The sequence below is a fragment of the Raoultella sp. genome, from assembly GCF_039594335.1.
GTDB lineage: Bacteria > Pseudomonadota > Gammaproteobacteria > Enterobacterales > Enterobacteriaceae > Klebsiella.
Genome location: NZ_JBCNNS010000238.1, coordinates 1 through 3921, shown reverse-complemented (window position 1 = coordinate 3921; position 3921 = coordinate 1). Strand labels below are relative to the sequence as shown.

Here is a 3921-nt window from a genome sequence, read left to right as displayed (position 1 = left end):
AAGCTGGTTCATCAACGTTTCGATGTTGAGCATATTCACCAGTTGCAGCCTGAGCAGGTCGGCGAAGCCATCGAGTACCTTAACGTGCTGGAAGGCGAGTACCTTGGCAAGCAATCTGGCCCACCAGAATTATTGCTGAGTAATGATTACAGTATGGGGTTCTTCAAACCGTATCTTTGGATCATTAAAGAAAAATCAATTCGCGCACCCTGGACTTATCCTGCTGGCTTACTCATCCCCAATGGTGATTACCCTAATCCATGCGGAAGGTTATTAGCCGAACTTGAGCGGAATGGGTTCATCGTTGAAGCTGCCCGTTTTCAGTTACAGGCTTTGCAGCATCATCTTGAGGTGTATTCAACTAAAGTTGAAAAAATCCAGCAAGCTCTTGGGCAATTAACATATCGCTAATCCTATGTTATGTGGTTGAGGCAGCAAGAAGCGCTGCCTCTAAGCCTTAAAAAGGATCACTGTTGTTAGTCCCTGTGTATCGATGAAAGCCCACCTGAGTGGGCTATTTGCCTTTCTTTTCTGCTCGTTTTCTTTGGCGCTCTTCACGCTGCTCCTCGCGTTGCATATCGTCGAACACCTTCATTATCGCTTTCATCATCATGAAATTGACGAAGTGGTGATTAACGCAGCCGTGAATGCGTAACTGCTCGGTGAATTCCTCCGCAGACCGCAGCGCCTCCATCATATTCTTCTCGCCTTTCATGAACTCCGAGAAGTCGCGCCCCGCTCTGGAGGCGCACTCAACGATTCGGTTGTTCATGATCAGGCCGCCGCATACAGCAGTTTCATTTGCCCCTTAACAGGGAACGCAGCCATGCAGCGGGCCTCGAAATCTCGATAATCTGAGCAGCCATTGGCGATGCTTGTGACCGCAATGATCTGCCGCTCTACGAGAGTTAGGGCATCAGGTTTTAAGTGTTGATGAATCTTATCGCCAACTGCCAGCCGGTTTTTCACTTCGGTATAAACCTCTGGTGGCAGAACAGGCCCATACACCCACTTGGCGCTAATCATTCCGAACAGGGCAGGACGACGACCTGGGCGATGACGCGGTAATCCAGACATTTTAAACAGCGCTGCGTAAAATGGGTCGCTGAACCGTTTTTCCCACGGCTGAGATTCGCTAAGCAAGAAAATGGCTTTGATTCTGTCATCATCAATATAATGAACGGCGCCCTGAATAATGGCGTCGATCTGCTCATCGCACCAAATTTCAAAATCAACAGAAAGCCAGCGCGCAAATCGCACGGCCAACTTAGGATGAAGCCATGTTCCGCCGCCGCGGTCTTTACGAGCCCTGCTGGTTTTTACATACGAGATTTTCCCGTATCTACGCCCAAGTGCCTGAATATATGAATCAGTTTCTGGCAAACGAAGGAAATCGTTTGGAGCCTTTGCGAATTTTTCTGCGGCGGTAGTGGCATCGAACCAACCGTCGTCAGAAAAACGCATAGGGTGACCTTCGAACTCAATCGGTATGATATTAGACATATCGGTATTACCTTTTAGTGATGAACCTTGTCTCACAGGAATCCGGCCCACAGAATGGCACCGACAGCCAGCCGGCATCCTCAAGGGTCATCCTGAAAGGTTCTGTGTGAAGTGCGCGTGAGATGCGCGGTGAAATTTGGGTATAAAAAAGCCCCGCGTTGAAGCGAGGCTGGAGACGATTCAATTTTATTCCGATGCTGCGAGCAAAGCGGCCTCTAATCCGGCAAATGGATCGCCGCTGTCGCTTACTTCGTCTTCTTCTGCGCTCCACTGAAGCTGAGCGTCTTCAATGGTAATTGTACCGCCCTGTGCACCGTACATCGCTGAAACCAGCTGAGCATTGAGAATATCGCCACGGATATCACCGATCGGGCTGAGACGGTCGTATTCAGCCCATAACCTGAATTCTCCGACCGTCATAGTCTGTCGCAGTTCGCCTAGCGTGCGGCCCATCCGGAGTGCCAGCGCCATCAGAAACTGCATGCCAGGCATTTTTACTTTGCTTTGGCATCATCCGCGTCACGAATGAGATTAAGCGCCTGTTTCAACAGCCGGGAATGAACAGGCCCGTAAATCGCTTCAACTTGTTCGGTGTCATCGACGGTGAAAACGTACTGCAGGTCAGTATCCAGTAAAATATCAATGAACAGCGTGACGTCTGCCCGCATCGTGCGGAAAGCACGTTCTGAAGGGGTCAGTTCTGGAACCTCTGGCGCTTCCTGTCCTTCCGGTAGTTTGCTGGCGATCCCCTGCCAGCGAATCCAGGCTTCAGCCGACGGTTCGCGAATGATAACTTCTGCGTTATCCCACTCCGGAACGGTGACTGATTTTTTGCGAAAACCCGCCATAGGGGCCAGTGCCAGCGCTTTAAGATTCTGTTTTGCCATTAAGTTTATCGCCGGTTTCCCGGCGCTCCATTAACTGATGGTGACGGTGTGGTCAGCAGAAGTAATAACGGTGCCATCGGCATCAGTAACCACGCAGGAATAAACCCCGGCGTCACCTGATACGGCGCTGGCCTTATTGAAAGTGGCGCTGGTCTGCCCGCTGACAGTTGAGGAACCTTTTTTCCAGACGTAGGTGTAAGGTTCCGTACCGCCCTGGACGACCACACCCATTGTCAGGGCGCTTCCTGCCGCGACTGTCTGGGAAGCCGGAAGGTCTGTAGCGAAAGACAGAATTCCTGGGGCATTAATATTGGATGGTTTGCCTTTCAGGCGCAGTGAGAACGTTGCGGCCACCACACCATTGGTCTGAGAATCCCAGGTGTGCTGACGCACCTCAGAACGCATCAGGAACCCATTTCCAGACGGGAAAATAACCTTAAATCCATAAACGCCATCGTTATCGTATGCTTCACGAAGCGCATCCTGCGCCGGGTTGCGGTAGAAGTTACCGGAGAGGGACATTTCAGATGGCGCCGGAAGCCCGTTGATATTTTCAGTTTCGTCAGAGCATAGCGTCGTCACATCAATATCGTTTTTCTGACCGGCGGTAAAGCTGGCCTGTTTGATAGTGCAACTCAGGTTTAACCAGGTCGCCGTGTCCATTTCTGCCGCAGTGACCGGTACTGAGGTAATCATTACTACCGTTTTTTGGGCGCGTTCAAATAGTGCTGACATTGCAGCCTCCATAAATGAAAAAACCGCCGGCGGCGGTCAGGTTGGATTGGTTTCAGTCAGGCAATGACCGTTAATTCGAGCGTTGCCCGATGCAAGTGGGTTGTAGTGTCGTAGCCGGGGATTTTGGTCACTTCGGTAGGTGAAAGCACTTCCAGCCGGGAAAGGGCCTCAAGCCGTAACGCCCTGGCCTCATCGTTAGTTTCTGCCCACACGTCTACCTGAATGTGCAGCGTCGATTCGGCCTGCCCACAGAACACATCCCCTGCAACATCAGTCGGTATCGAGAAAATAATGTAAGGAGCGGCCACTGCGGGTAAATCGTCGCTGCCAAGCGGTACCACATACGGGTAAACCCTCCCGTCTGCCAGCGGAGCCAACAGGGTATAGATATCATCCTCTGTCATTTGGCCAGCACCTCATCAATCGCCGTATTCATTCGGTTAATTGCAACCTGGGCGGCCTCCTCGATGCGGGTATCGAACGCAGGACGGACAAAAGGATGTGCCGGGGCGGTAGCAGTCCCAAGCTCAACAAAGCGCCAGTAAAAAGCATTTCGCCTGTTGCTGGCCTTCATGGTGTTGTCGCTATTCCCCGTTCGCGGGTTAACACCACGAATATGCACGCCGGATGAGATTTCCCCGCGGCGAGGGCTTTTCTGTGTGACTACCACAACGTTTTTCTTCAGTTTCCCGGTTTTCTCAGGAGCACGAGCTATTACCTCCTGGCGTAGCACTTCGGCACCGGCGCGGGTCGAATCCCGGAGGACTTTATTGTTTTCGGCTTTGCTGAGGGTTTG

The 3921-nt window shown here is 51.7% G+C and carries 7 protein-coding genes and 1 pseudogene; 1 reads left to right on the top strand and 7 read right to left on the bottom strand.

The window, feature by feature from the left end; translation table 11 throughout:
* Positions 1 to 411, top strand: a pseudogene (locus ACZAHD_RS22225) (hypothetical protein); the annotation flags it as partial.
* A 103-nt stretch (positions 412 to 514) separates the two neighbouring features.
* Here ACZAHD_RS22225 and ACZAHD_RS22220 read toward each other — a convergent pair.
* From ACZAHD_RS22220 to ACZAHD_RS22190, 7 genes are all read right to left on the bottom strand, one after another.
* Complete coding sequence (locus ACZAHD_RS22220) at positions 515 to 772, bottom strand: hypothetical protein (protein ID WP_462458662.1); 258 nt, start codon at positions 770 to 772, stop codon at positions 515 to 517.
* A 2-nt stretch (positions 773 to 774) separates the two neighbouring features.
* The gene (locus tag ACZAHD_RS22215; protein ID WP_462458661.1) at positions 775 to 1503 is read right to left on the bottom strand and encodes a KilA-N domain-containing protein; all 729 of its coding nucleotides are present in this window, start codon (positions 1501 to 1503) and stop codon (positions 775 to 777) included.
* A 186-nt stretch (positions 1504 to 1689) separates the two neighbouring features.
* Entirely contained in the window at positions 1690 to 1995 is a 306-nt protein-coding gene (locus ACZAHD_RS22210; RefSeq protein ID WP_462458660.1) for a phage tail assembly protein T, read from the bottom strand.
* A 2-nt stretch (positions 1996 to 1997) separates the two neighbouring features.
* On the bottom strand, positions 1998 to 2390 hold the full coding sequence (locus tag ACZAHD_RS22205) for a phage tail assembly chaperone (RefSeq protein ID WP_462458659.1): 393 nt from the start codon (positions 2388 to 2390) through the stop codon (positions 1998 to 2000).
* A 30-nt stretch (positions 2391 to 2420) separates the two neighbouring features.
* Positions 2421 to 3125, bottom strand: coding sequence for an immunoglobulin domain-containing protein (locus ACZAHD_RS22200; protein ID WP_462458658.1), 705 nt, complete (start codon positions 3123 to 3125; stop codon positions 2421 to 2423).
* 56 nt (positions 3126 to 3181) lie between these two features.
* Positions 3182 to 3529 (bottom strand): hypothetical protein, encoded by a 348-nt coding sequence (locus ACZAHD_RS22195; RefSeq protein ID WP_462458657.1) that lies wholly within the window; start codon positions 3527 to 3529, stop codon positions 3182 to 3184.
* The coding region (locus tag ACZAHD_RS22190) for an HK97-gp10 family putative phage morphogenesis protein (protein ID WP_462458656.1) at positions 3526 to 3921 on the bottom strand (396 nt) is incomplete at its 5' end. The genes ACZAHD_RS22190 and ACZAHD_RS22195, both read right to left, overlap by 4 nt.

Bases quoted from the DNA above. Each gene is read 5' to 3' on its own strand.
- ACZAHD_RS22195 (WP_462458657.1), bottom strand. From the start codon at position 3,529: ATGACAGAGGATGATATCTATACCCTGTTGGCTCCGCTGGCAGACGGG.
- ACZAHD_RS22210 (WP_462458660.1), bottom strand. From the start codon at position 1,995: ATGCCTGGCATGCAGTTTCTGATGGCGCTGGCACTCCGGATGGGCCGC.
- ACZAHD_RS22205 (WP_462458659.1), bottom strand. From the start codon at position 2,390: ATGGCAAAACAGAATCTTAAAGCGCTGGCACTGGCCCCTATGGCGGGT.
- ACZAHD_RS22215 (WP_462458661.1), bottom strand. From the start codon at position 1,503: ATGTCTAATATCATACCGATTGAGTTCGAAGGTCACCCTATGCGTTTT.
- ACZAHD_RS22200 (WP_462458658.1), bottom strand. From the start codon at position 3,125: ATGTCAGCACTATTTGAACGCGCCCAAAAAACGGTAGTAATGATTACC.
- ACZAHD_RS22220 (WP_462458662.1), bottom strand. From the start codon at position 772: ATGAACAACCGAATCGTTGAGTGCGCCTCCAGAGCGGGGCGCGACTTC.